Raw genomic sequence first — 25,542 nt, 5'->3', positions numbered from 1 at the left:
GGTTAGCCTTTTTTCAAAAAAGCAGTCTTCAATACCACCCGCATTTTTTCTGCCTTGCATTCAACTTCAGCATCATCGTCGGTAAGACGGATATTTTTAATGACCATTCCCTTTTTTAAGGTGATAGAAGTTCCTTTTACCGGTAAACTCTTGATTAGAATGACTGAATCTCCGTCCTTAAGGAGATTTCCGTTGCTATCTTTTACTTTCATTTTGCTTAATAATTCTTTTTTCGCTAAGAATCTGCAAGATTACAGCTAAAAAAGCTAATTGCGTTATGTAATGGGTAAATTAAATATTAAAAGTGTAAAATCTCTGATCGCTTGTTCTATAAAGCTAAAATTACATACCAATGGTTTTTGTGGCCTGGTTTTTATTGTAAATTTGCTCAAAAAAGAATACTGTGACCCGTACTAAAAATAAATCTGATAAGACTGTAGATGTTGTATTAATCGGCGCCGGAATCATGAGTGCAACCTTAGGTGTAATGCTTAAGGAACTTGAACCAGGATTGACGGTTGAAATTTTTGAAAGACTGGATGTCGCTGCTGCGGAAAGTTCTGATGCCTGGAATAATGCAGGTACCGGACACTCGGCTTTTTGCGAGTTGAACTACACACCGCAGAAGCCTGATGGATCTGTTGATACCTCGAAAGCCGTATCAATTGCTGAATCCTTTGAAGTATCAAAACAATTCTGGTCCTACCTGGTTCGATCAAAACTGGTAGATTCACCGGAACACTTTATCCGAAGCATTCCACACATGAGCTTTGTGTGGGGTGAAGCAAACGTTAGATTTCTGAGAACACGTTACGAGGCATTGCAGAAATGCGCGCTTTTTCATGGCATGGAATATTCCGAAGATCCTGAACAATTGCGTGAGTGGATGCCCCTGGTAATGAAGGACAGGAATCCTGCAGAGCCGGTAGCTGCTACACGTATGACACTTGGTACCGACGTGAACTTTGGTTCTTTAACCCGGATGATGTTCAATCGCTTGCAGGAGCAAGATAAGGTTGAGATGCACTTTAGCCATGAGGTTAAGAAGCTTAAGCAAAAGGATGGATTATGGCAGGTTCGTGTTAAGGATGAGATTACTGGCGAGAAACGCAATGTATACGCAAAATTCGTGTTCATTGGCGCTGGTGGTGGTTCATTGCCTTTGCTTGAAAAATCAGGCATACCTGAAGGAAACGGATTTGGCGGCTTCCCGGTAAGTGGTCAGTGGCTGAAATGTACCAATCCAGAAGTCATTGAACAACACAATGCTAAGGTATACGGCAAAGCATCTGTAGGCGCACCTCCGATGTCGGTACCGCACCTGGATACTCGTATGATCGACGGTAAAAAAGCTTTATTGTTTGGCCCGTATGCAGGATTCTCTACAAGATTTTTGAAGAACGGATCGCTTTTGGATTTACCATTATCTATTAAGCCGAATAACATCATGCCGATGATCGCGGCAGGTCTTGATAATATCCCGCTTACAAAATACCTGATTAATCAGGTGCGCCAGTCGCAAGACGACCGCCTGCAGGCCTTGCGTGAATATCTGCCTACTGCGAAAGCGGAAGACTGGGAACTTGAAACTGCTGGTCAACGTGTTCAGGTGATCAAGAAGGATGACAAACATGGCGGTATTCTGGAATTCGGTACGGAAGTCGTTTCTGCTGCCGATGGCTCTATTGCCGCGCTTCTTGGGGCTTCGCCAGGTGCTTCGACTGCAGTATCTATCATGTTGACGCTGATGACACGCTGCTTTCCGCAATATGTTGCAAAACCGGAATGGCAGAAAAAGCTTAGCCAGATGATTCCTTCTTATGGTCAAACCTTAAGTGAGGATCCTGTTCTGATGGAGACGCTGAGAACGCAAACTTCACATGCATTAAAATTAAGAACTGAAGTACCTGTTGTTTAGAACAATTTGACCGTTTAAACCTTATATTGATATTTATATCGATATATATGCCGAACTGGTTTAAGACTGTTTTAAAAACGCTTTTAGTTTTAATTATCCTATTTATAGTCGCCTTTATATCGTTGGCCATTTATGTCAGCTCCAATAAGGCTTCAATTCTTGCTTCGGTTACAAGGGAGCTTAACAAGAACCTGGATGGTTCCCTTGTAATCGGAAGTATGGAACCCACACTACTTAGTGGCCTTCCCGGCATCTCGCTCAGGCTTAACAACGTTGAATTGAAAGACAAACGTTGGAATGAGCATAAACACACCTTGCTGCAAGCAAAAGACATCCGGATTACGGTTAATTCCCTCGCCTTGTTTCGTGGGGCCGTAGAGATTAACAAAATTGACATCGCTGATGCCTCCGCTTATTTGTACACCGATTCGACGGGATACACCAATACGACCGTTTTCAGGAAAAAAGCAAAGAAGCCTGCAACTGAAGCACTATCATCTGAATCTTCCACGGAGATCAAAAAAATGATGCTCAAGAACGTAAAACTCGTGGTGAACAATGAGAAAGGAAATAAGCTTTTTCAATTTCTCGTGACCAAGCTGGAAGGGAAGGTAGATTATCCTTCAGAAGGATGGAAAGCCCGGTTAGACCTTGATGTTATGGTAAATTCGCTGGCTTTTAATACGAGAAGAGGAAGCTTTATCAAGGACCAGCGTCTAACTGGACCTTTTGACGTAAGTTTCGACGAGGAGAAATCCATCATTCGTGTGGCGCCCAATAAGTTGAAAATTGGGGTAAATGACTTTGTTATTGGTGCCACCTTTAACACCAGCAAAGATCCTACGGCTTTCGCAATAAACATACGTGCGAACCAGATCAGCTGGCGCAATGCAGCTGCACTGCTGGCGCCGAACATCAAACAGCGTCTTGATCAATTTAATCTGAAGAACCCCATCGATGTAAAATGTGATATCGTAGGCAATATGGGGCCGGGGGGTGATCCGAACATTAGTGTGATCGCTGATGTGCAGAACAATGTGTTGCGTACACCAGGCGGTGTCGTGGACAGCTGTAGCTTTCGAGGCATGTATACCAACAACTTCTTTAGCGGTAGAGGCTTAAGTGATGAAAATTCAGCGATCAAGCTCTACAACTTTAAGGGTTCATATGAGAAGATCCCATTTACGATAGATACCGCCTTCATTAATAACTTCAAGGCACCAGTAGCTACGGGCGTGGTTCGTTCGAGGTTTGATATCGCTAAACTGAATGCAATCGTGGGGGAGGAGTTATTGGAATTCAACAGTGGCCAGGCAGATCTGAACCTAACCTATAGTGCAGATCTGGTTGATCTGATGCTACGCAAGCCATATTTCACCGGTTATGTAAATATCAAGAATGCCGATGTAAACTATAAACCTCGAAACCTTCGATTCAAGAACACCGGGATATCCTTGAAATTTACCGGGCCGGATTTGTTTATCAGTGATTTGCGGCTTCAGAGTGGAAAAAGCGTTTTGTTGATGGAGGGAAGCATCCGGAACTTTCTAAACCTCTATTATACTGCCCCGGAGAAAATAGTGCTCAACTGGAATGTTAAAAGCCCTCAGCTTCATTTGGGTGAATTCCTGGGCTTTTTAAATGCGCGGCCTAATGTAACTCAGGTGAAGAGCAGAGGCAAAGGTACCTTTGGCAGAGATCTGAACAACGTTTTCAATAAAAGTAAGGTGAACCTGAATTTAGCGGTCGACAAAATCTATTACAAAAAGTTTCTCGCTACGGATGCAACTGCGCAGTTGTATGTGTCTGAGCAAGGTATTCAGATTAAAAATACGCGGGTTAAACATGCAAATGGGTCAATAAACGTAACAGGTAACCTGTATCAGACCGGCGATGCCACCCGGTTTGCCATCGATGCGATCGTTGCGAATGCCAATGTAAAGAGCTTGTTTTATGGTTTTGATAATTTTGGTCTTCAATCGATTACTTATAAGAACATTTCTGGGAATCTGTTTTCAAAGGTTAAGTTAAACGGGCGGATCTCCAACCGCGGTGTGCTGATGCCTAATTCTTTGAGCGGGCTCATTGCTTTCAATCTGAAGAATGGTGCCTTGTTGAATTTTCAGCCGCTGATCAATGTCGGAAAGTTCGCCTTCCCATTGCGGGATTTGAACAATATTACCTTCAGTGATCTCGGCGGTGCTCTGGATGTAAGGGGAGAGAAGATCAACATCAGACCGATGAAGATCAGTTCCAGTGTGCTGAATCTTGATGTCGCTGGTATTTACGCGATGAATAAAGGCACCAACATCACCATGGATGTACCCTTACGAAATCCGAAGAAGGATCTTGGCAGCTCCAGGGAAGAGCAGCTCGAAAACAGGATGAGCGGGATTGTGCTTCATCTGGTGGCTGTGGATGGGGAAGACGGGAAAATTAAGATCAAATTGAACCGCAACCGGAAGAAGGATAAATAGTTTAAAAAAGTTTATAATTAGAAAACCTTTGATAATCTTAGCTGTTTATCTATGGTCAGTAAACTTAAATTAAGATAACGTATGAAACGCAATGCAACTGCAATTTGGACCGGAACTATAAAAGAAGGTAGCGGAACGATTACCACTGGAAGTACTACCCTGAACAAAACGCAATACTCATTTAAGAGTCGCTTTGAGGAGGGCGTGGGTACAAACCCCGAGGAACTAATGGCGGCGGCACATGCAGGATGTTTCACGATGAAATTAAGTGCTGACCTTACCGAGGCAGGTTTTACACCAAGAAACCTGGAAACTAAGGCTACGGTGTCTTTGGACAATGGTGTTATCACCAGTTCACACCTGGTGACAACTGCAAGCATCCCGGACATTAGTGAAAACCAGTTTCAGGAGATTGCGAAGGGGGCAAAAGAAAACTGTCCGGTGAGTAAAGCATATAATTTAGAGATCACACTCGAGGCGACCTTGAGTTAATCAGATAGTAAACCAGTTATTAAAGAAAAAGGGCTTAAAATACTGTGATAACTTACAATCGAATTGCAATTTAGCGCATTAATTTAATTACCTTTGTGTAAATTTTTAAACATTAATGAAGATATTTATTACAGGACTTCCTTTAGAAGTAGGGGAAGAAGAATTAACAGCCGTATTCGGCGATTTTGGTCCAGTTAAGTCACTTAGGATTATCAAAGATCGTGAGACTGGTCAGAGTCGTGGTTTTGGTTTCGTAGAAATGCCGAATGATGATGAGGCAAGAGAAGCGATCAAAAGAATGAATGGCGGAGATTATAATGGTAACCGTATTAAGGTTGCTGAAGCGCAGGAAAAACCAGGTAACAGTGGAAATGCTGGCGGCGGTTTCAAGCGTAACAACAACAGAGAAAGAAGTTTCTAAGTTATCATATAACTTTCAAAATAAATGGTCAATTGTGCTACAGCATGGTTGACTTTTTTATGCAGCAATTTACCAGCTTCAATGGCAGTTAGCGTCCGTAACTTAGCAATTCCTATACTTCTTTTTATCGTTCTTCAGATCGGGCTCTTTTCATTAGGTGCTTTTGGGTTTATGGATTTCTTAAACATTGCTGCGCTGGCGGGAATGCTGGTGTTCCTTTTCACGCGTTCCAGACTTAAAGGAAGATTCCATAAGCGTATATGCTCAGCTTTGCTCGTAACCTTGGTCGGTTACAGTTATTTTGCGCTTACCGGCAATCGCTATGAGGTTTTATTTCCCTCCATGTTGTTCTTCCTGCTTCCACAGCTCTTCTTTATAAGCGCTTTTTACCTCGACTTTCGCTCGGCACCTGAACTTGATAAGCGCGGCGCGAGAATTGCAATTGCGCTGGCATTTCTGTTCAGCCTGGGGTATTATCTTGCCATGCGTGCTCATCTTGGTATTTTGAAGTTGCCCGTGATGATTGGTGTGTTTACCAGCAGTCTGATGTTTATGATGGCGTGTTTTAGAAATCTGAGGGTAAATTCAAATAGCTTCTGGATGGTACTTGCTGGTGTACTGTTGTATATGTTTGGGGAGGGATTGTTTGCCTATCACAAATTCGCCGAGCCGATTGGGGGCGTGACTTTGATCTATTCTATCAGCCTGTTTACGGGACTTTACCTGATCAGCCTCGGTGCCGTATCCAGAACGCTACTGCACCGGGAAGGAAACTCTTAAGGGTAATCTTACTTGATCATCACCCCAGGCTTATTGATCAGCGGAATGTGCATCAGATTAGCGTCGACAATGCTTTCTGGCAGAAAGATAAACTTCTTGTCATAGATGGTGCCATCGATGTAGAAGCTAAGCAGGTATTCGTTCGTCAGGCCGAACACTGCCGGGTCGATGGCTTCAATCACAGCGAAAGACTGCGGAGCGACGTCCCGGAGTGAGTGCCTCAATACAGAGGTCTTCACCATCTTCCCATCTTTCTCGCCATAACCTTTTGAACTTACCAGCACATGCTCCAGCTTCTCGCCCTTGTAATTAACCAGGTAAACGCTCCAGCTGGCTTGTTCAGGGGTATCGTTCATGAGCACAACGGCTATGGCAACATCTTCAACTATATTCTGTGGCAGGTCCTTCTTCATCTTCGCAATTCGATTATTTCTTAGCTGCAGGCTTTTTCGCTGCCACCTTTTTTGGTGCTGCAACTTTCTTTGCGCCAGGTTTTGCGTCTGTGGTTTTTTTGGTTGCTTTTGCCTTCTTTTCAAATGCATTAGGCACTTGTTCCTTAATCAAGGCTTTAACATCTTCAAGGCTAAGCGCGGCTAGTTCCTCAGGTGTATATTTATCATTCGAGGCAGGGTTTTTCCGAAGCTTCAGCATTTCCTTGCCGAAGCGGATGAACGGTCCCCAACGACCATTTTCAATCGCAATCTTTTCCTCCGGCCATTGCTGAATGAAGCGATTTGCTTCCTTCTCCACTTTCTTTTGGATCAGTTCAGTAATGTCTTTTTTAGTTAAATTATCGAAGTCGTAGGCTTTGGGTACATTGATGAAAAGGTTGTTCCATTTGATAAATGGTCCGAAGCGCCCGGTACCCTTTGTAACGGGCATGCCTTCATGTTCCGCTACCGGAGCATCCGCAGATACCTTCTCACGAATGATCTCTGTCGCACGGTCAAAATCAATGGTTAGAGGATCTTCATTTTTAGGTACAGATATATAAGCATCACCCCACTTTACATAAGGCCCAAATCGGCCTACACCTACAGAAACCTCTTTGCCTTCGTAGTCTTCTAACTGGAAGGGTAGTCTGAACTGCTCGAGTGCCTCTTCAAGGGTAATGGTACCTACGGTTTGGGATTTGGATATGCTGGCATATCTAGGCTTTTCCTCATCATCCAATTGACCGATCTGGACAAGCGGCCCAAACTTACCGACCTTCGCATACACGTTCTTCCCAGTTTCTGGATCTACACCCAACAAGCGTTCTCCATTGGCGCGATCTGCAGTATCCAATGTTACCTGAACTTCTTCGTGAAATGGCTTGTAAAAAGCGTGAAGCATATTTGTCCATTGCTTCAGTCCTTGGGCAATTTCATCGAACTCTTTTTCCACTGAAGCTGTGAAGTTGAAATCTACAATATCTTTAAAATGCTCGACCAGGAAATCATTAACGACTTCGCCGATGTCAGTTGGAAATAACTTCGACTTTTCAGCGCCAGTCACTTCGGTCTTGGTCTGTTTGCTAAGTGTATTTTTTGATAGGGTTATGGTATTGAAAGTACGTTGGCGGCCTTCGCGGTCTTCTTTAACGACGTATCCACGGTTCTGAATGGTGGAGATGGTAGGAGCGTAGGTGGAAGGTCTGCCGATACCCAGTTCCTCCAGCTTTTTTACAAGGCTTGCTTCAGTATATCTTGCCGGCGGTCTGGAGAAACGCTCAATGGCATTCATTTGCTGAAGTGATAAGATCTGGCCTTTGCTGATTGGAGGCAACATGTTGTTGTTGGAACCTTCTTCATTATCCTCATCATCACTGGATTCGAGATACACTTTAAGGAAACCATCAAACTTCAGGACTTCACCTTCCGCAATCAAATATTCAGGTCTGCTGCTTACTGCAATTTGTGCAGTGGTTTTTTCAAACAGTGCTTCGCTCATCTGAGAGGCGATGGCGCGCTTCCAGATCAGCTCATACAGCCGCTGCTCGGAACTATCACCTGCAACGGTATGTTGATCAAAGTATGTTGGTCTTATCGCCTCATGCGCCTCCTGTGCACCTGCAGACTTCGTCTTATAGACTCTTGGCTGGTGATATTTTTCACCATAGGCAGATTTGATCTCCTGTGCTGCTGCCTGAACTGCCGTTTCTGATAAGTTTACAGAGTCGGTCCTCATATAGGTGATCTTTCCACTTTCGTACAACCGCTGTGCGATCTGCATCGTTCTGGAAACACTATAACCTAATTTTCTGGACGCTTCCTGCTGTAAGGTAGACGTTGTAAATGGCGCAGCCGGGTTTCTTTTGGCTGGTTTAGTTTCTAGGGAAGCCACTTTAAATTCCGCATCGATACAGTCCTTCAGGAACTGTTCCGCTTCACTTTCCTGGCTAAACCGTTGAGGTAGCTCTGCACGCACAATCTCCTTAGGGTTACCATTACTGAACTGTGCGGATATTTTGAACGCCGCAGTAGCGGCAAATTTATTGATTTCACGTTCACGATCAACAATCAGTCGTACCGCTACGGATTGTACCCGCCCAGCAGACAATGAAGGTTTGATTTTCTTCCATAAAACAGGGGAAAGTTCAAATCCGACCAATCGATCAAGTACACGCCTTGCTTGTTGGGCATGGACAAGATTATAGTCGATGGTTCGGGGTGCTTCAATAGCTCTTAATATGGCAGGTTTGGTGATTTCATGAAATACAATTCTTTTAGTTTTGTCTTCCTTAAGGTTCAAGGTTTCGAATAGATGCCATGAAATGGCCTCACCCTCGCGGTCCTCATCGGATGCGAGCCATACCATTTCTGCGTTCTTTGCTAGCTTCTTTAGTTCCGCCACGACCTGCTTTTTGTCAGCAGGTACTTCGTAGGTTTGGGTGAAGTTGTTCTCGATGTCTATTGCCATATCACCTTTCACTAGATCACGTATGTGGCCGTAACTTGACTTAACCAGGAAATCTTTGCCTAAATATCCTTCTATGGTTTTTGCTTTTGCAGGGGACTCAACTATCAATAAATTTTTCGCCATTCAGAACGTTTTTCTGCAAATAAAGCTATAAATAAAACAGAATTCAAAATTCTGGCTTCATTTAATGGTAATTTGTCCTGTATCTTTACATTACGTTCTCAGTCTGAAACAGAGCCAGTACCTATGTTGTTAACCTAAAAAAACAAAAGCAATGAATATACTATTAGTACTCATCGGACTGTTCTTCAGCCCGCCAAAAAGCGTTTATGATTTCAAAATGAAAACCATAGATGGAAAGGAGATTTCCTTATCGAAATTCAAGGGTAAGAAGATTCTTATCGTAAACACGGCGTCGAAGTGCGGCTTTACTCCGCAGTATGAGGAGCTGGAAAAACTACATCAGCAATATGGCAAAGAAATCGTGTTAATTGGATTTCCGGCCGGAAATTTCGGTGGCCAAGAGCTTGCTTCTAATGCAGAGATCAAAGAATTCTGTGAAGCGAACTTCGGTGTGTCATTTTTGTTAAGTGAAAAGGTGAGCGTTAAGGGCGGTGATATTGATCCTTTATTCGCTTATCTGACTAGCCAGGAGAATCCAGATTTTAAAGGAGAGATCAACTGGAACTTCGAGAAGTTTCTCATTGATGAAAACGGCAAATTGGTTCATCGCTTCCGCTCGAAAGTTAAGCCACTTAGCGAGGAGATTACGGCAAAGCTTTAGTTTTATACAAACAGCCATGCATAAATAAAAAGGCCTGCAACATCAGCGTTGCAGGCCTTTTTATTTATGCTTATTTAATGGTAATTGAAATCCGGTACTAGCACAGAAAGCCACCACCAAGAAGGTCATTACCTTCATAGAACACTGCAGACTGTCCCGGCGCAATTGCAGAAACGGAATGGTCAAAGACAACCCGCATCTTTTCTTTTTCCTGTACAATGGTACTTAACATACCAGCATCTTTATAACGGATTTTAGTGATTACATTTTCCATCGGCTCATTGATGCTTTCGTACTTCAAAAGATTTACGTTCCGAACCATCGCCTCACGTCGTTCCAGTTCGTCAGCACGACCCAAAACCACTGTATTGCTCTCAGGCAGGATCTGGGTAACGAACATCGGCTCGCCCAAGGCAATACCAAGCCCTTTACGTTGACCGATGGTGTAAAAAGGATAACCTTTATGTTGCCCTACAACCATACCATTGCTCAGAATAAAGTTTCCTCCAGCTACACGATCCTCTAGGTCCTCAACTTTGTGTCTCAGGAACGAGCGATAATCATTATCGGGCACGAAACAGATTTCGTAACTCTCACTTTTCTTTGCCAGTTCTTCCTGTCCCATATCTAGTGCCATCTGGCGGATTTCAGATTTAGCAAATGACCCTAAAGGAAATTGCGTTCTGGAGAGGTTTTCCTGAGAAACGCCCCAAAGCACATAAGACTGATCCTTGTTTTCGTCCTTACCTTTAGATATCACGTAACGTCCATTATCATGCTGTCTGATATTAGCATAGTGGCCCGTCGCAATAAATTCACAATCCAGCTTGTTCGCTCTTTTTAACAAAGCTTCCCACTTGATATGGGTGTTGCATAGCACACAAGGATTTGGTGTGCGCCCAGCGAGGTATTCGTCAACGAAATTGTCGATAACATAATCGCCAAATTCATCCCGGATATCTAATATATAATGTGGAAATCCATAATTAACGGCAAGGGTACGCGCATCATTGATGCTATCTAAGCTGCAGCAACCAGTTTCTTTACTGCTGCTGCCGGAAGTTGCGTAATCCCATGTCTTCATGGTTAAGCCAATAACTTCATAACCCTGTTCATGTAACATCACTGCAGCTACCGAACTATCCACTCCACCACTCATGGCGACCAAAATTCTGCCCTTTTTACTCATAGTAATTTAATGTGATACAAAAGTAAATGTTTTTGAAGGAATGTGTTAGCTAAGGAAGTCAGCAACTTGTAATAATAGTATGGGTTTATCCACGCTGAACTTAAGGATTAGGTTGCAAATCAAGTTTAAGGCAAACCAGTAAAGCTTTAGATTACCTAATTTAAATGAAACACAAATGATGAAAATTATATTAAATATTTTTGTTTATGGAGAAATATAGTTTATCTTGTGTTAACTAATAGATTAAAAAACCAAATAAATTAACGCATTATGGTTGCCAAGCCAAGCTCGCTGTGGTTCTCAGAAGATCCACTTTTTAACATCTACATCCGGGAAACTAAGAAGTACCGGTTATTGTCTCAGCAGGAAGAACAAGCGATCGGTCAAAGAATTCTAGATAAGGATCCGCGCGCGTACAAAGAACTGGTCACAGCAAACCTCCGGTTTGTGGTTTTTCTTGCACTTCGGTTCGCGTATGACCGTACACAGTTGATGGACTACATCGCAGAGGGAAATCGCGGCTTGATCTCCGCAGCAATGCGTTTTGACATACGATTTGGTTGTAAATTTAATACTCTGGGAACCTGGGATATCAAGCAAAAGATGCAGGGCATGAAGAGTCTTCGAACAGTTGTCACGATTCCTAGAAATAAGACTGCAATGAGGAAACTTCTGGAATCGAGAATTGATAGATTCGAACAAGAACACTACCGTCTTCCTTCGATATCCGAAATAAGTGAGCTTGTTGCTATGCCCGAAAAGCAAATTGCTAAAGGTCTGGAATATCACGGAAGAACCATTTCAATCGATTCTGGCGAAACCGAAGTAGACTATCGAAATGAGTTGGCTGATGAAAGCGATAATGCGGAACAGAGACTTGTAAAAGGTTCCAACCTGCTCAATGTCCAAAACATCGTTGCTACCCTTCCGAAGCGGGAAGCATTAATTATTAGCTACTCGTATGGACTGCATGGTCAGGACCAAATGACTGCTGCCGAAATTGCTGCCATCTTAGGTTATAGCAAAGAGCGTATACGCCAGCTTAAATATAAAGCCGAAAAAAAGATCAGCGGACGACTAAAGAACTTCGTAGATGCTAAGTGGCGCAGCTTTCTTTAAAATTTGTATCGGGTTAAATGACGTAATCGTCATTTAACCCGATACAAGTTCGGCATAGATTGATTCTCCAGGGCTTTATATGGGCTGCCGTATAAAGGCTGTCGCGCTTTACTGCCTAATTTATTTTCACCGGTTGCACCATTATACAATAGTAATCCGCCTAAGGCGAGTTCCTGTACTGCAATGATGGGACTCTTTGTGAGGTTTTTCAATCCTCTTCTGAAGATGAATGCACCTGCCAGGATTGAGATCATGCGCTTGCCAGTACTTAGCCTTACCTCATCGGTTCCGTTTAATATGGTTTTGCCTGCAGCTAAGGCAACAGTGTGTTGTAGTTTGTTAAACATAGGTTTTAGGTGTTAGATCATCATTTCAACACCCAGTTTATGCTATTGTTTTACTTAATTTCATTCGTCCGCTGAGCAGGATGACCATAGCGATGATCGTTGAACCGGCCATTACACCAACCATTGGAAATGCGGATTTTGTTTCGAACATACCCAGCAGGGAAGATGCCATTGCACCAATCCCCATCTGTATGGCGCCCATCAATGCGGATGCACTACCAGCATTTTTCTTGAAAGGAGAAAGTGACAAGGCAGAGGTATTTGGATTTATAAACCCTAAACAGCAGAGGAATAAGAAAAGCAATGCAACGGTCTCATACAAATTCAACAGGTTAGAATAAGTGCCTGCGCAAAAACAAAGGGTTAATACCAACTGAACACTGAGCGCCACAAAAACAATCTGCTCGCTTTTATATCGCTTTACAAGCCTGCTGTTGATCTGACTCGAGCCAATCAATCCAATGGACAGGACGGCAAAGATCCAACCATATAGCTCTGTACTAACCTCAAACACTTCCATAAACACGACCGGTGAACCCGCAACATAGGCGAATAAGCCGGAAAATGCCATTGCTCCGGTAAGTGCATAAGTATAGAAATAAGGCTCTGCAATTACTGACAGAAAGGTTTTGATAATTGGCGCAGGCATTAGCGATATACTTGGATCTGGCTGATACTTCTCCGGCAGCCAGAAAATGCTTGCAAGCAGGTTCAATACACCAAGTGCAATAAGCGCGATAAAGATCGCATGCCAGCCAAAAAGGATCGTCACATAACTTCCAGCGGTAGGAGCCAACATTGGCGACACACCAACGACCAGCATCAATAAGGCAAAAACCTTGGCGCTATCCTTTACTGGAAAGAGATCTCGAACCATCGCCACGGAGGCAACAGCTGCTGCGCAACTACCAAGTGCCTGTACAGCACGCAGTACGATGAGCTGATTTAAAGAGGTAACAAATACACAGCCAAGTGATGCAAGAATGTATAGTGCTAATCCAAGGCAAAGCGGTTTTTTGCGACCAAAACGATCGAGCAGCGGGCCATAAAGCAATTGCCCTAAAGATATCCCAATGAAGAAACTGGAGAGTGATATTGCAACCTGTTCCGTGCTGGTCTGGAGATCTTTTGCGATCACTGGAAAAGCAGGCAAATACATATCGATGGAAAAAGGACCCAACGCCGTCAATGACCCCAGGATCAAGATGAGGGAAGTATATTTCTTGTTGTTCATGAATTCTTAAGTTTTTATATTCTTTCTAAAACGTGCTGAATGGCCTGGTCCACGATCGCCTGTGGACTTTTACTAAAGGCAAGTTTCACGCGGCTGGCAAGGATTGCATTTATCGACAGTGCACGGTGTCCAAGTGTTTTTGCCAATGCGTAAATACCAGCAGTTTCCATTTCCAGGTTGGTAATTCGCACACGCTCTTTCTTAAAACTACCCAGTTGTGTGATGAGGTCAGGGAATTTGGCCGTAGCACGTACCTGCCTTCCTTGAGGAGCATAAAAGCCAGGAGCAGTGACTGTGATTCCCTGAGGCAGGTCAGCTGCGATTTGTTGCATCAGTGAAGCATTCGCCGGGCTGAGGTAAGCTTGAACAGCCTCCATTCCTGTTAAATGTTCTTTGATCGCCGTTAACAGCTGTTCCGTTTCAGCATCCGGGACAGCTGAATAGAAGTTCATCAGTGAATCTAAACCTAAACCATGGGAGGAGGCCAGAATGGTGCCAATCGGAAGATCATGCTGAATGGCACCTGAAGTACCTATTCTGATGAGGTCGAGTACGCTAAGTTCTGGTTTCACCTGTCGAGTTTCAAAATCGATATTCTTCAATGCATCAAGCTCGTTGAAAACAATATCAATATTGTCTGTTCCAATGCCGGTTGAAACAACACTTAACCGCTTGTTGCCGAGATAACCAGTATGTGTGATGAATTCGCGCTTTCCTTTTCTTAATTCTACGTGATCAAAATAGCGGGATACCTCCGGAACTCGTTCAGGGTCACCTACGGTGATAACAGTATCAGCAAGATCTTCAGGAAGTAGGTTCAGGTGGTAAATGCTGCCATCCGGATTAATGATTAAGTCGGATTCTGAAATTAGGGACATAGTAAATTTTTCGGTGCAAAGGTACATTTATTCCCGACTAATATTCCTGATCAAAGCTGCTCAATCTTTATTTGATCTACCTGATCTAGTTTCCCAAGGAGTTCCTGAGCCAACGCTTTCCTTACCTCTAACAAAAAGCTGCACTCTAAATCAAACGTTTGTGATTTTACAACCAGCGAGCTTTCTTTAATGATTCGCATTACCTGGTTCAGTTGCAAGTAATCACATCTGACACTGTAGACCAGATTTTCGGTTTTCTCAATGATATTGCTGTTTTCAATAGCATCAATGGTTGCCGATTTATAGGCATTGATCAATCCGGGAACACCCAATAGCGTGCCGCCGAAATATCGGACCACAACAACAAAAACGTTTGTCAGTTCAGTAGATAGTAGACTATTCAAAATTGGGCGCCCTGCAGTACCAGAGGGTTCGCCATCATCATTAAGCCTGTAATTGCTGGTGTTCATACCCAGCCGGTAAGCCCAGCAGTGATGCCGCGCTTTAGGATGTTCAGCCTTCAACTGCAGCAAGATCGGCTTAATCTCCGTTTCAGCTGAAATGGGATATATATAAGCGATGAACTTACTGCCCTTGTCCCTGAAAATTCCCGTCGCAGGATGTTCTACCGTCTTATATTGGTCCTTAGCTTCCATAATATTGAGCAAGCGTGATCAAAATAATTGCAATAACGGCAAGTGCAACGCCGACAAAGTTTAACTTGTTTAACTTTTCCCGGAACATGAAATAACCTAGCAGGGTACCAAGTACAACAACACCAATATTCATGGATGCAAATACGACTGAGGGCTGTTGAGCAAATGCTTTATGTGCTTTCAGGTAAAAGAAAATATTTGAAAAATTGAAGAGGCCGAGCAGAATGCCATATAATAGATTAACGATTGCAAAACGCTGATTAGATTTAAGAACCTGGTAGCTGGCCGAGAGCATCGCAATTGGAAAAGCAATACAGAAAACGACCAGCAAAATGCTGGTATAAGGCATCGTTGTATCGGTCGCTAATTTCTTGAACAGGATATCGACCGTGCCGAAACCAAGGAACACCATCAATGGGAAGAAAATGGATGAATTCCGATGACCTTTGCCTTTGTTAAACAACATCAGGAACACTGACACGAAGGCCAGCAGAAGTCCTGCAATTTTAACCGCACTAAACTTCTCCTGAAAAATCAGGTATGCTGCAAGTAACGGCAGGACCAGAGATAAACGCTGTGCGATGTCAGTTTTTGCAATGCCAATTTCCTTTACTGATCGCGACAAGATCCAAAAGATCGTCGGCAGAAGTATACCAAGCAAGTAGTAGAGGGCTGAAGCAGGCAGTTTAAGCGTATCAATATCGGGCTTAAAAAAAAATAAACACAGTAATATAGCTGTCAGGTAGTTCCAGGCGATAGCCTGCTGCACATTTATACTGTAGCGTGCAGCCAGTTTAAATAATACGCCAACGGTTACACTGCAGAGAATGCTTATCAGAACATATATCATACTATCCGCGATTCTGATGTATAAACAGCGTGTCCGTGTTTAGCGGGATTATTTCTTCAAGATAGCCATTAATCTGCGGCGCGGTGACCCCTTCCTGCCAGTTTGTGCTTGACTTGATTACCCTAGCCTCGTCCCAGAGACCAGCAGCTATGAATTGATTCAGAATGTTTGCCCCACCTTCGATGATGACAGACTGTATGTCCATCAAATAGAGCTGAAATGCAATTTTCTGTGGAAGATAAAAGGTCATGTCTTCCATTTGCACGAAATGGTTGGTTCCCTCAACGTCAGTTTTAACCTCATTAAGAAAAATAGTTTTAACCTGATCGTTATATACATGGCTGCTTTGAGGAATGTCTAGTTTCTTATCAACGACGATACGTATCGGATTAGATCCCGGCCATTCCCGTGTATTTAATTCCGGGTTATCCGTCATCACTGTTTTCTTGCCCACCAGAATGGCGTCTTCTTCGGCGCGCCACTTGTGCACCAGCTTTTTGGAAAGTGGATTACTGATCCATTGTTTTTTATTGATCAGCGGGGTAAAGTAACCGTTTGCAGTTTGCGCCCATTTTAGAATTATATATGGGCGTTGCTTCTCTACTCTTGTGAAAAATCGTTTGTTCAACACAAGACCTTCCTCATCGAGAACGCCCTGCTGCACTCGAATGCCGGCAGCTTTCAGCTTTTCTATTCCTTTTCCGTTTACTGCGGGAAATGGATCCGCATTGCCGATGATGACTTCTTTCACTTCATGCCGGATCAGCAGGTCGGCACAGGGAGGCGTCTTGCCGAAGTGTGCACAAGGCTCCAGGCTTACGTAAACGGTCGCCGACTTCAGCATTGCCGGCGCGCGTTCCCCGTATCGTTCAATTACATCATTCACTGCGTTTACCTCCGCATGAGCAGTGCCGATTTTCTTGTGAAAGCCTTCGCCAATGATTTTACCCTCTGAAACAATGACGCAGCCAACCATCGGATTTGGGCTAACATCGTTGATCCCGAGTTCCGCTAGCTCAAGGCAGCGTCGCATATAATCTTCATGAACCATCGGGGCAAAAGTAGTTATATTGTTCGATTTAGTTACTTTTACCCGCTATGAATTACAAGGCGCTGAAGGAACGGTTCAACCAGTCTCTGGAGAAAATATATCAGGATCAGGAGTGCTCCGGGCTCTTCCATATTGCACTTCAGAAGATCGCCGGTTTTACCAGGATGCAGTTCCTGGAACATCAGCTGCAGGAGGTACCAGCACAAATCAGGGAGGCAATGCTAGCGGTACTCGACGCCCTTTGTGCCGGAAAACCAATTCAGTACATCCTGGAGGAGGCCTGGTTCTACAGGCTACGCTTCAAAGTGAATGCAAATGTGCTGATACCACGTGATGAGACTGAAGAGCTGGTCGACTTGATCATCAGGACAGAACGGGGGATGGGTATGCAGAAGAAACGTTTGCTGGATATTGGCACCGGCAGCGGCTGTATCGCCATAGCAATAAAAAAAAGCCTGCCTCTGTTTGAGGTCTCAGCGCTCGATGTCTCAGCTGGAGCATTAGCTGTGGCTCAGGAGAATGCGAAAAGCAATGCTGTCGATGTCACCTTTATCCAAGCAGACATCCTGACCTACCAATCCGAAGAACAATACGACATTATTGTTTCCAATCCACCTTACGTGAAGAACGGGGAGCGCCGGGACATGCACCACAATGTTCTGGCTTACGAACCACACACCGCATTATTTGTCTCTGACGAAGATCCTTTGATCTTTTATCGAGCAATCGCCAACTTTGCATTAAAGAACCTGGTTAAAGGTGGACGTTTGTACTTCGAAATCAACGAATACCTGGGCCGCGAGATGGTGGCATTAATGGCGGAAAAAGGTTTCAGCGATATCCAGCTGATCCATGACCTGCAACAAAAGCTCCGGATCCTGAGCTGTGTACATTAATCACTAATTACGCGGATGATATGACCGGATAACTGAATGCAGATATTCCCGGTCTAAGTGGGTATAGATCTCGGTCGTGGTAATACTTACATGCCCAAGCATGGCCTGTACCGCCCGTAGATCTGCTCCACCTTCAATGAGGTGCGTTGCAAAGGAGTGCCGGAATGTATGCGGACTGATCGACTTCTGCAACGAAGCCTTTTCCGCCAGCGATTTAATCATAGTGAAAACGGATATGCGTGAAAGCGTGCTCCCAAACTTATTCAGAAATACATAGTTCTCCATACCCGGTTTAATCTTCTGTTTGTTCCGGACTTCATTCAGGTAAATGGTCAGGTGCTTTAGCGCAACACTTCCAATAGGTATAATTCGTTGTTTGCTGCCTTTCCCTTCAACCAGAATATAGCTAGCATCCGCATGGATATCTGAGATCCTAAGCGAGATCAGTTCTGAGACCCGGAGTCCACAACCATATAGCACCTCTATAATGGCCTTGCTTCGAACACCTTCAGGCTTGGATAGGTCTATGGCAAGCAGGAGTTGATCGATCTCCACAATACTCAATACATCCGGGAGCTTTCTGCTGATTTTGGGCAGCTCCAGTAAGGTAGTCGGGTCATCTTCCACAAGCTCCTCCAGGCACAGAAACCCAAAGTAGGATTTCAATCCAGAGATCACCCTTGCCTGGGAGTTCGGTAGCATGCCGAGTTCATTAAGCCAGGTAATAAAATCAATAAGATCCTGGTGTGTGGCCTTGGCTGGGAGCTTGCCGGCCGGTTCCAGGAACTGCAGTAGTTTGTTTACATCGTTGATGTATGCCTTAATGGAATTCCCTGACAAGCCACGTTCCAGGAGCAGGTACGTACTATATTCCCTGATATAAGCCGCTTTAATCACTTAAATATTTTCTACTATTGGTTTTAACTTTTAAGTTTGATCGATGAAGATACAAATTATAAACGGCCCCAACTTAAATCTGCTTGGGCTCCGGGAGCCGGGCATCTATGGAAATCAGGGCTTTGATAGCTACCTGGAAGAACTGCGCAAGAACTTTCCGGACCTTTCCATAGACTACTACCAAAGTAACGTAGAGGGCGAACTAATTAACAAAGTTCATGAAGTGGGATTTTCATACGACGGCATCATCCTTAATGCTGGCGGTTACACGCATACATCGGTTGCGCTTGCAGATGCGATTGCAGCCATTAAGACCCCTGTTATTGAGGTTCATATTTCAAATATATATGCCCGTGAATCTTACCGGCATGTGTCTTTAACCGGAAAAAATTGTAAAGGTGTGCTCACAGGATTCGGAATGGACGGATATCGTCTGGCAATCACTTCTTTTTTACAGGAGCGGTCTGGAAGTTAAGCTTATTAAACAACTTGATCTTACTAATAAAGAATGCCCAAACGATGCTTCCCTGGTACACGCCCGTCAGAGTTTGGAATGGTAACTGCTGTGTTGTTCGTTTACCTGCTGTTTTTCGATAGTGCTGAAAAAAGTTAAAGTGTGCTTTGTTAATTGCCCAGGCAAACTTGAATTCGCCCTTCAGTAAAAAGTGTATCCATGCAATGGAGTCTATCCAGATTCTGGCAAAAAGCATGGTGTACATTTCCTTTGCAGGCAGGTTCTTTTGAAGTAAGTACAGGTTATTCCTGAAGTTAAGGTAGGTTTTAAACGGATTGGTTGAATTGAGGGTTCCACCACCTACATGGAAAACCTCAGCCGAGGGGCAATAAACGACTTTGTAACCCAAGTTCTTCAGTCGCCAACAAACATCAATTTCTTCCATGTGTGCAAAGAAATCGGGATCCAATCCGCCAACCTGTTTCCAGCAGGCGCTCTTTACAAACAATGCCGCGCCGCTCGCCCAAAATATTTCAACCGCATCATCATATTGACCTTGATCGTCTTCAATGACATCGAATATTCTACCTCTGCAAAATGGAAAGCCAAACTTATCCAGAAAGCCGCCTGCCGCGCCTGCGTACTCGAACTTTAAAGGTTCATTGAAACTCTTGATCTTGGGCTGTGCAGCTGCAATCATCGGATCTTTCTCCATAACCTCAATGATGGGACTGATCCAGTTTTTCGGGACCTGCACATCCGAGTTTAACAACACATAATAATCCGCGTTAACTTGACTCAATACCTGATTGTAACCGCCCGCGAATCCATGGTTCACCGGGTTCTGTATAACCCTTATTCCTGGATAGCTTTCCTGAAGGAAGCGCACAGAACCATCCGTAGAAGCATTGTCACCAACAATAACCTGGAGATTATTATAATCAGTACCTAAAACCTGTGGCAAAAAAGACTTCAGAAATGAAAGGCCATTCCAATTTAAAATGACTACAGCAACACTCGGCTCCATTTAAAACAAGAATTTTTTTTCAGTAAAAGAATGCGCTTTTTTTATCATTAATTTGTGGCTTGAGACTGCAAACATAATTTATCAAATGCAAAGTATCGCAACATTTCCCCTTTTTTATCTTCCGCCGGTAAGCTACTTTTCTGCATTGAAAGCCGTTAATTTTGAGTTTGAAATTGAAAAGTGGGAGCATTTTCCAAAGCAGACATTTCGTAACCGGGCTACTGTAGCCTCGCCGAATGGCCCATTGAATCTATTTATTCCGGTAATAAAAGGATCTAAGTATCATACAAAAATTAAGGATGTCCGGATCAGTTACGACTTTAAATGGCAGCGGTTACATTGGATGAGCCTGCAGACCTGTTATAGGAACTCTGCCTATTTCGAGTACTACGAAGATGAGATTGCTTCCTTTTATCATAAACAAACCAAGTACCTGTTCGACTATAATTTGGAACTGTTGCAATGGCTCTTCAAACAGATCAAACAACAACCGGATCTTAAATTCAGCCAGGAATATATAAAAGAGTTGCCGGCTGCGGTAGACTACCGGGATGCAGGACGATTTAAAACTGAAAATAATCAAAACCTGAAGCCTTACTTTCAGGTATTTGATGACCGGAATGGCTTTTTACCAAACATGAGTTTTGTAGATCTCTTGTTTAGTCAAGGTCCTCAGGCCAAATTATATCTGTAATGAGCAAGCGCCACAAGAAATTAGAGGTTAATCAACGATGTCAACCAGATACTGGTTCAAGCCCAGGTGCGATATATCTGGATGAACGTTCGCTGGAACCACGGATTACACTTCATAACATTTCGGCGGCGAGTTATAGCACCCAGGTAATCCCAAGTCTAAGCGAGGTGCTGCCTCTGGTAAATGATACTGACAAGATCATCTGGATCGATATAAAGGGTTTCAAATCTATCCCAATGTTTGAGCTGTTGCAGCAGGAATTTGGAATCAACAAGCTGACCTTAGAAGATATCACCAGAACGCATGAGCGGCCGAAATTCGAGGAGTTCGCTAATTATGCCTTTGCAACCAGCCGTATGTTAATCTTCAATGCGGAGCGGGAGCTGGAGAATACGCAGGTGTCATTTATTCTGATCGGCAATGCGCTGATTACCTTTCAGGAGAATTACGAAGATTGCATCCAGCCGGTTCGCGAGCGGTTAAAAGCAGGGAAGGGTAATATCAGGATCGGGGGCGCCAGTTACATCATGTATGCCATTATGGACGTGGTTATAGACACCTATATTGAGATCCTTGGGAGTTGGGCCGACGAACTGGATACGCTTGAAGACCGGTTGATGGAAAAACCCGAACGTTCCATCATGTACGATACCCAAATGATAAAGCGCCATCTGATTAGCATCAGGAGGGTGGCCTGGCCCGAAAAGGACAAGTTAAATGACATCATCCGGTCCGACAGCCCCTTTATCCAGGATCAAACCAAGTTGTTTATTAAAGATGCTTATGATCATTGTATTCAGGCAATTGACCTGATCGACTCTTTGAAAGAGATATCCATCAGTAATATCGATATGTACCTCAGTATGATCAGTATCCGGATGAATGAGATCATGAAAGTGCTGACCATTATCTCATCAATATTCATCCCGCTCACTTTCATTGCCGGTATTTACGGGATGAACTTCGCCAGGCAGGATCCAATTACAGGGAAGACGATGCCGATGAATATGCCGGAACTTTACGCACCTTACGGCTATTTGTATGCGGTAGCGTTGATGATATTGATTGCAGTAGTTCAGCTGATATATTTTAAGAAAAAAGGCTGGTTTAAGTAGGCATGAACAGCTTTCGGCCATATTTTACTACCTTAGCGAGCCATGCAGTCCTTCGAGCTCGATAAAACAGATTTTTCCAAAATAAAACTGGCGCTTAGCGGCGACAATAATCAGCTCCAAGCTGTACTTGCGGAATACCACGCATCTGAAATCGCGATCCTTTTTGAGCGTCTTGGAGATGAAGACCGCCGACGCATCATTAACCTGCTGCCTGTTGAAATTGCCTCCGAGGTAATATCCGAAATGCATGAGGAGACGCACCCGGAAGAACTCCTGCTGAAGTTACACCCAGACAAGCGCACGGAGATCGTCGAAGAGCTCGATTATGACGATGCTGCCGACATCATTGCACAGCTTGAGCATAATGAGCAGCAAGAGCTTTTGGACGATTTGAGTGAAGATGACGCCTCAAACATCCGTAACCTCTTAAGCTATCAGGAAGACACCGCTGGTGGATTGATGAATACGGAATTTATCCGCATCAATTTAAATCTGACCAAGAAGGACGCAATTGATGAAATCATCCGTCAGAGCGAGGACATGGAGGAGTTCTACACCATTTATGTAGTAGATGACGTCAATACCTTCCAGGGGATTGTTTCACTGAAAGACCTTATTAAAGCCCGAGGTAACCTTAATATCTCCGAACTTGTGAAAACAGACATTGTCTGGGTAAGTCCCGATACCGATCAGGAGGAAGTAGCGCGCTTAATTTCACAGTATAATTTAACGAGCATTCCGGTGTTAACGAGTGACATGAAGCTCTTGGGCAGGGTGACGTTCGATGACGTAATCGATGTACTGGAGGATGAAAACACAGAAGACATTCTGAAGATCTCCGGTGTAAGTGAGGATGAGGAACTGAGTGGTAATTGGCTTGATGCTGTTAAATCCAGATTGCCATGGCTAATCATCAATCTCGGAACAGCATTTCTGGCTTCGGCAGTTGTTCGATTTTATGAGCCCACCTTAGCAAAGATTGCTGTACTGACGGCGTATATGACCATCATTGCAGGAATGGGTGGCAATGCCGCTACACAGGCTCTCGCAGTTACCGTAAGGAGGATCTCGCTCTACGATCTTACGGACCGGCAAGCATACAGAACGGTTCTTAAAGAGTTCACCGTAGGTTTGATTAACGGCGGGGTAACTGGACTGATCGTATTTGGGTTCTCCCTGTATTTTGATAGCAACCATCTTATGGGATTGGTGATCTTTCTCGCGATGACCGGTAACTTGATTGTGGCTGGAGTTGCCGGTGCAGCCATTCCGCTACTCTTAAAGCGGGTGGGTATTGACCCGGCGATTGCTTCGTCTATTATCATTACAACCTTCACTGACATCTTTGGCTTTTTTCTTCTACTCGGACTAGCGAGCCATTTGCTGCTGTAGTTAACTATCATTAGCTCTTCAAACGTGAAACGTTGATGATTAAAAATCCATCTTGAAAATCAATATGTTACACTTTTTATGAAAATTTGAGAATTTTTTCTAAACCAAAACAATGATGAGTTGTTGTGTAGCAAATTCAATGTCATGAAAACGCTAATAAGTCAACCGGAAGTCTCAAGCAAGAAAAAAGCGGTTCTCAGCCAGGAGGATACCTTTAGCTTGAATTCAAAACAATCTACCCACTCAAAAACCACTTATATAAAAAGCACTTCCCCGCTTATGGCAAAGCGAAAGGGTAATCCGAAATTGTATATTCTATAGGTTTGGGAGCACTGAGTTTACAGGATAGTACTCAGCATAGGGGTTAAAAGGATTAATTCAGGATCTTTTTAACCCTTGTTAAAAAATTATCCAGATCAAAAGGCTTGTTGATAAAATCATCTGCACAAGCTTCCTCCAGAACGGATTGCGAACCAGCATGCGCCGACATAATTATTACCGGAATATTAACGGTTTTTTCGCTGAGCTTTAAGTTCCTACATAAATCAATGCCATTTCCATCCGGCAGCATGACGTCAAGTATAATGAGGTCAACATCTTCAACACGTTCCCGGTTAATAAAGGTGGTAGCATTTTCAAAGGATTCAACAACGTAATTCGCGTCTTCTAATATGTATTCAACAATAAATCTGATGTCGCCATCGTCTTCAACAATTTGTATATGTTTATTCATCTAAATCGATTTATGACTAACCTTTATTTAAAACCAAATTTAATGGATAATAGTTTTAAACCGCATTAAATAATATTTTAATCAATATTTTTAGGTTTTTATGCTAGAATATTATTTCCCAAATATTATATATTTGAATCATAATTAAATAATTAAAATATGGAGAGGTTTACAAAAGTTAGAGAATTATTAGCTTCAGTGGAAGCGGATGCAGAAAAGTTCTACAATGCAGGAAACAACGCTGCCGGTACCAGGCTTCGTAAAGCGATGCAGGATCTAAAAGTTTTGGCTCAGGAAATTCGTACCGAGGTTACAGAAAAGAAAAATTCTGCTAAGTAGCAGTGATGATACTTAATGCTCCACAGCCTGTTTATACAGGCTGTTTTTGTATACAAGGGTTTTTAAATTTCGCTTTGTGAGCTCGTATATTTGTGCGCCAAGCTAACCTTAATTGAAAATCATGATGATTGAGCCCCTGATAAAACAGCATTTTCCAAACGCCAAAACTGGCGCTGAAATCACAGAAACCTATTTGAACTTCATTTCTGGTGAGTATGGTTCGGAGATGGACAAGATCTTGTTCGCAACATCGCTCTGCTGCGATGACATCAATGTGTCGACAGACTTCCGTCGCGTACTCACGAGGCCTTTTACCTTAGGTGGCCTGGGGGGCTTGCCGTATGCCGGTATCACGGGTCTGGTGGCTTTTGCACACCACGTACCCGATGGGGGGGATGCCTTTATTTTCTATGGCCCACATATCGGTATTACCGATGAGGGGGTGCTTGGTGAAATGCGACGTCCTGGTCAGCAGCATCTAACCAACAGCTGCGGTGCGCTTGTGCTCGCTTTGGAGCGGCTAAACAGTAGCAAGCCTGTACTTCCAGAGCAGTATGAGCTTGATGCCCAGCAGTTGATGTTGGAGCGTTCTTTAGCTCCGCTAAAGGAGGCTGGCTCGCATGAGATTCAAATTAAAGATGCAGTCAATTTCACTTACTACAATGTACGAACCCGATTGCTTCGTTTGATCAAAGCGAGTCGTTCGGAATTTAAATGCAGAAGAATATTCTTGTTAGGGGGCATCATTATCAATACAAGTCCTGAATGCCACGACTATGTTGATATCAGAGATTTTGAAGTACTTGATCCCCAAAAGATCGAGGATCCGGAGCTCGTATCCATACTCGCATCAAAAGCGTTTAAAGCGCTGTAAATTTCATCCAGTCTGCGGGAGTTC

At 43.6% G+C, this 25,542-nt stretch carries 27 protein-coding genes; 14 read left to right on the top strand and 13 right to left on the bottom strand.

The annotated features are described in order from the left end of the window. Positions 1 to 2: 2 nt before the first annotated feature. Entirely contained in the window at positions 3 to 212 is a 210-nt protein-coding gene (locus tag ACTHQF_RS08125; RefSeq protein ID WP_440429567.1) for an alkylphosphonate utilization protein, read from the bottom strand. A 191-nt stretch (positions 213 to 403) separates the two neighbouring features. Here ACTHQF_RS08125 and ACTHQF_RS08120 point away from each other — a divergent pair, with 191 nt between their 5' ends. The 5 genes from ACTHQF_RS08120 to ACTHQF_RS08100 all read left to right on the top strand — a co-directional run bounded on the left by ACTHQF_RS08120 (position 404) and on the right by ACTHQF_RS08100 (position 6,088). After that, positions 404 to 1,918: a malate:quinone oxidoreductase gene (locus ACTHQF_RS08120; RefSeq protein ID WP_440429566.1), complete on the top strand. Its 1,515-nt coding sequence runs from the start codon at positions 404 to 406 to the stop codon at positions 1,916 to 1,918. A gap of 47 nt (positions 1,919 to 1,965) precedes the next feature. Continuing rightward, positions 1,966 to 4,395 carry an AsmA family protein gene (locus ACTHQF_RS08115; RefSeq protein ID WP_440429565.1) on the top strand — a complete coding sequence of 810 codons (2,430 nt, stop codon included), beginning with the start codon at positions 1,966 to 1,968 and terminating at the stop codon, positions 4,393 to 4,395. Positions 4,396 to 4,476: 81 nt separating this feature from the next. Beyond that, entirely contained in the window at positions 4,477 to 4,887 is a 411-nt protein-coding gene (locus ACTHQF_RS08110; protein WP_440429564.1) for an OsmC family peroxiredoxin, read from the top strand. Positions 4,888 to 5,002: 115 nt separating this feature from the next. Continuing rightward, complete coding sequence (locus ACTHQF_RS08105) at positions 5,003 to 5,308, top strand: RNA recognition motif domain-containing protein (RefSeq protein ID WP_440429563.1); 306 nt, start codon at positions 5,003 to 5,005, stop codon at positions 5,306 to 5,308. 81 nt (positions 5,309 to 5,389) lie between these two features. Beyond that, positions 5,390 to 6,088: a lysoplasmalogenase family protein gene (locus ACTHQF_RS08100; protein ID WP_440429562.1), complete on the top strand. Its 699-nt coding sequence runs from the start codon at positions 5,390 to 5,392 to the stop codon at positions 6,086 to 6,088. Positions 6,089 to 6,096: 8 nt separating this feature from the next. On the opposite strand, the gene ACTHQF_RS08095 is transcribed toward ACTHQF_RS08100, so the two are convergent. Beyond that, the gene (locus tag ACTHQF_RS08095; protein ID WP_440429561.1) at positions 6,097 to 6,501 is read right to left on the bottom strand and encodes a hypothetical protein; all 405 of its coding nucleotides are present in this window, start codon (positions 6,499 to 6,501) and stop codon (positions 6,097 to 6,099) included. 13 nt (positions 6,502 to 6,514) lie between these two features. Further along, positions 6,515 to 9,112, bottom strand: coding sequence for a type I DNA topoisomerase (topA, locus tag ACTHQF_RS08090; protein WP_440429560.1), 2,598 nt, complete (start codon positions 9,110 to 9,112; stop codon positions 6,515 to 6,517). A 151-nt stretch (positions 9,113 to 9,263) separates the two neighbouring features. On the opposite strand from topA, the gene ACTHQF_RS08085 reads away from it, so the two are divergent. Next, a complete protein-coding gene (locus ACTHQF_RS08085; RefSeq protein WP_440429559.1) occupies positions 9,264 to 9,773 on the top strand; it encodes a glutathione peroxidase in 510 nt (169 codons plus the stop codon). A gap of 97 nt (positions 9,774 to 9,870) precedes the next feature. Here the strand turns inward: ACTHQF_RS08085 and mnmA are convergent, their stop codons facing one another. After that, entirely contained in the window at positions 9,871 to 10,962 is a 1,092-nt protein-coding gene (gene mnmA / locus ACTHQF_RS08080; protein ID WP_440429557.1) for a tRNA 2-thiouridine(34) synthase MnmA, read from the bottom strand. A 270-nt stretch (positions 10,963 to 11,232) separates the two neighbouring features. Here mnmA and ACTHQF_RS08075 point away from each other — a divergent pair, with 270 nt between their 5' ends. Continuing rightward, positions 11,233 to 12,081 (top strand): sigma-70 family RNA polymerase sigma factor, encoded by an 849-nt coding sequence (locus ACTHQF_RS08075; RefSeq protein WP_440429555.1) that lies wholly within the window; start codon positions 11,233 to 11,235, stop codon positions 12,079 to 12,081. 29 nt (positions 12,082 to 12,110) lie between these two features. Here the strand turns inward: ACTHQF_RS08075 and ACTHQF_RS08070 are convergent, their stop codons facing one another. The 6 genes from ACTHQF_RS08070 to ribD are packed head-to-tail and all read right to left on the bottom strand — an operon-like array spanning position 12,111 to position 17,079. Continuing rightward, positions 12,111 to 12,428 (bottom strand): hypothetical protein, encoded by a 318-nt coding sequence (locus tag ACTHQF_RS08070; protein ID WP_440429554.1) that lies wholly within the window; start codon positions 12,426 to 12,428, stop codon positions 12,111 to 12,113. A 37-nt stretch (positions 12,429 to 12,465) separates the two neighbouring features. Continuing rightward, a complete protein-coding gene (locus ACTHQF_RS08065; protein ID WP_440429552.1) occupies positions 12,466 to 13,662 on the bottom strand; it encodes a multidrug effflux MFS transporter in 1,197 nt (398 codons plus the stop codon). Between the two features lie 14 nt (positions 13,663 to 13,676). Then, positions 13,677 to 14,540, bottom strand: coding sequence for a nucleoside phosphorylase (locus ACTHQF_RS08060; protein ID WP_440429550.1), 864 nt, complete (start codon positions 14,538 to 14,540; stop codon positions 13,677 to 13,679). A gap of 50 nt (positions 14,541 to 14,590) precedes the next feature. Beyond that, positions 14,591 to 15,196 (bottom strand): YigZ family protein, encoded by a 606-nt coding sequence (locus ACTHQF_RS08055; protein ID WP_440429549.1) that lies wholly within the window; start codon positions 15,194 to 15,196, stop codon positions 14,591 to 14,593. Beyond that, a complete protein-coding gene (locus ACTHQF_RS08050) occupies positions 15,186 to 16,046 on the bottom strand; it encodes an EamA family transporter (protein ID WP_440429547.1) in 861 nt (286 codons plus the stop codon). The genes ACTHQF_RS08055 and ACTHQF_RS08050 overlap by 11 nt, the downstream gene beginning before the upstream one ends. Before the next feature lies 1 nt (position 16,047). Then, positions 16,048 to 17,079, bottom strand: coding sequence for a bifunctional diaminohydroxyphosphoribosylaminopyrimidine deaminase/5-amino-6-(5-phosphoribosylamino)uracil reductase RibD (ribD, locus tag ACTHQF_RS08045; protein ID WP_440429546.1), 1,032 nt, complete (start codon positions 17,077 to 17,079; stop codon positions 16,048 to 16,050). A gap of 65 nt (positions 17,080 to 17,144) precedes the next feature. Here ribD and prmC point away from each other — a divergent pair, with 65 nt between their 5' ends. Further along, positions 17,145 to 17,993, top strand: coding sequence for a peptide chain release factor N(5)-glutamine methyltransferase (gene prmC / locus ACTHQF_RS08040; protein ID WP_440429545.1), 849 nt, complete (start codon positions 17,145 to 17,147; stop codon positions 17,991 to 17,993). Positions 17,994 to 17,996: 3 nt separating this feature from the next. Here prmC and xerD read toward each other — a convergent pair whose 3' ends face one another. Further along, complete coding sequence (xerD, locus tag ACTHQF_RS08035) at positions 17,997 to 18,890, bottom strand: site-specific tyrosine recombinase XerD (RefSeq protein WP_440429544.1); 894 nt, start codon at positions 18,888 to 18,890, stop codon at positions 17,997 to 17,999. A 43-nt stretch (positions 18,891 to 18,933) separates the two neighbouring features. On the opposite strand from xerD, the gene aroQ reads away from it, so the two are divergent. Further along, positions 18,934 to 19,365 carry a type II 3-dehydroquinate dehydratase gene (gene aroQ / locus ACTHQF_RS08030; RefSeq protein ID WP_440429542.1) on the top strand — a complete coding sequence of 144 codons (432 nt, stop codon included), beginning with the start codon at positions 18,934 to 18,936 and terminating at the stop codon, positions 19,363 to 19,365. Here the strand turns inward: aroQ and ACTHQF_RS08025 are convergent. Next, positions 19,331 to 20,371: a glycosyltransferase family 2 protein gene (locus ACTHQF_RS08025; RefSeq protein ID WP_440429541.1), complete on the bottom strand. Its 1,041-nt coding sequence runs from the start codon at positions 20,369 to 20,371 to the stop codon at positions 19,331 to 19,333. The genes aroQ and ACTHQF_RS08025 overlap by 35 nt on opposite strands. A gap of 85 nt (positions 20,372 to 20,456) precedes the next feature. Between ACTHQF_RS08025 and ACTHQF_RS08020 the strand changes: the two genes are divergently transcribed. From ACTHQF_RS08020 to mgtE, 3 genes are read left to right on the top strand one after another with little or no spacing between them, the layout of a single operon-like run. Then, the gene (locus ACTHQF_RS08020) at positions 20,457 to 21,065 is read left to right on the top strand and encodes a WbqC family protein (RefSeq protein ID WP_440429539.1); all 609 of its coding nucleotides are present in this window, start codon (positions 20,457 to 20,459) and stop codon (positions 21,063 to 21,065) included. Next, a complete protein-coding gene (corA, locus tag ACTHQF_RS08015; protein WP_440429538.1) occupies positions 21,065 to 22,180 on the top strand; it encodes a magnesium/cobalt transporter CorA in 1,116 nt (371 codons plus the stop codon). Before ACTHQF_RS08020 ends, corA begins: the two co-directional genes overlap by 1 nt. A gap of 42 nt (positions 22,181 to 22,222) precedes the next feature. After that, positions 22,223 to 23,572 (top strand): magnesium transporter, encoded by a 1,350-nt coding sequence (gene mgtE / locus ACTHQF_RS08010; RefSeq protein WP_440429537.1) that lies wholly within the window; start codon positions 22,223 to 22,225, stop codon positions 23,570 to 23,572. Between the two features lie 373 nt (positions 23,573 to 23,945). Here mgtE and ACTHQF_RS08005 read toward each other — a convergent pair whose 3' ends face one another. Further along, positions 23,946 to 24,305, bottom strand: coding sequence for a response regulator transcription factor (locus ACTHQF_RS08005; protein ID WP_440429536.1), 360 nt, complete (start codon positions 24,303 to 24,305; stop codon positions 23,946 to 23,948). A 159-nt stretch (positions 24,306 to 24,464) separates the two neighbouring features. Between ACTHQF_RS08005 and ACTHQF_RS08000 the strand changes: the two genes are divergently transcribed. Together ACTHQF_RS08000 and ACTHQF_RS07995 are read left to right on the top strand one after the other, a co-directional pair. After that, on the top strand, positions 24,465 to 24,644 hold the full coding sequence (locus ACTHQF_RS08000; RefSeq protein ID WP_440429534.1) for a histone H1: 180 nt from the start codon (positions 24,465 to 24,467) through the stop codon (positions 24,642 to 24,644). 121 nt (positions 24,645 to 24,765) lie between these two features. Next, positions 24,766 to 25,518, top strand: coding sequence for a hypothetical protein (locus ACTHQF_RS07995; RefSeq protein ID WP_440429533.1), 753 nt, complete (start codon positions 24,766 to 24,768; stop codon positions 25,516 to 25,518). The last annotated feature ends 24 nt before the right edge of the window (positions 25,519 to 25,542 follow it).

Source organism: Pedobacter sp. SAFR-022, from assembly GCF_051965375.1.
Lineage (GTDB): Bacteria > Bacteroidota > Bacteroidia > Sphingobacteriales > Sphingobacteriaceae > Pedobacter.
Note: the sequence above shows the minus strand (reverse complement) of the source record. Positions and strands in the feature narration are given on the sequence as shown.